Annotated in this window: 1 protein-coding gene; it reads left to right on the forward strand. The window is 48.0% G+C overall.

All coding sequences use genetic code 11. The features are described 5' to 3' along the window. Window positions 1-1,037: hypothetical protein (locus EHW67_RS20610; protein WP_202912028.1), on the forward strand; the 1,037-nt coding region annotated here is incomplete at both ends.

The following is a 1,037-nucleotide window of genomic DNA, read 5'->3' on the forward strand; positions in this document are numbered from 1 at the left end:
TCTTTCCATAGTTACGGCCAAACTGGCCGATGGGGCGGTGACCACCGTGAAATTAGGTGACGATGCTGTTACCAATGCAAAATTGGCCGACGATGCGGTTCAGACAGAAAATATACTAAGTGGAGGAAATGACAAGGTATTGGTTACCGATGCAGTAGGTACTGTAGTATGGGTAGACAGGTCTAGTTTTGCTATTTTGGCAGATCAGGTAACTATTACCGGTTTAGGTACTGCTGCGGACCCCTTTAAAGTAGAGGACCTTTCCATTGTGAATTCCAAACTAGGTGCGGATGCGGTTACCAATTCTAAAATTGCGGATGATGCAGTGCAACTGGAAAACATCGCTGATGGTACGGCTTCAGGCCAAGTAATGCAATGGGATGGGACAGACTGGATTTTAATAGATTTAGGTTCCGTGACAGTTACGGAGGTTGACGGTGTAATTGGAAACGAAATCCTAAATGCAACGGATGCTACCTTGGTGCGCTCCGGGACAGGTACAAATGCAGACCCCTTTACTTTGGATGTAGCGACAGATGGTATTACCAATTCAGAATTGGCGGACAACGCGGTACAGGCAGAAAATATACTAAGTGGAGGAAACGATAAGGTATTGGTTACCGATGCAGTGGGAACAGTGGAGTGGATCGACAAGTCGAGCTTCGCCGCCATTGCCGACCAAGTAACAATTACAGGTGTAGGTACTGCCGCTGACCCTTTTAAGGTAGAGGACCTTTCCATCGTGACAGCCAAACTAGGTGCCGATGCGGTTACCAATGCAAAATTGGCCGACGACGCGGTACAGACAGAAAATATACTAAGTGGTGGAAACGACAAAGTATTGGTTACCGATGCAGTGGGAACAGTGGAGTGGATCGACAAGTCGAGCTTCGCCGCCATTGCCGACCAAGTAACAATTACAGGTGTAGGTACTGCTGCTGATCCTTTCAAGGTAGAGGACCTTTCCATCGTGACAGCCAAACTAGGTGCCGATGCGGTTACCAATGCAAAATTGGCCGACGACGCGGTACAGACAG

The organism is Arenibacter aquaticus (assembly GCF_003957295.1).
Classification (GTDB): Bacteria; Bacteroidota; Bacteroidia; order Flavobacteriales; family Flavobacteriaceae; genus Arenibacter; species Arenibacter aquaticus.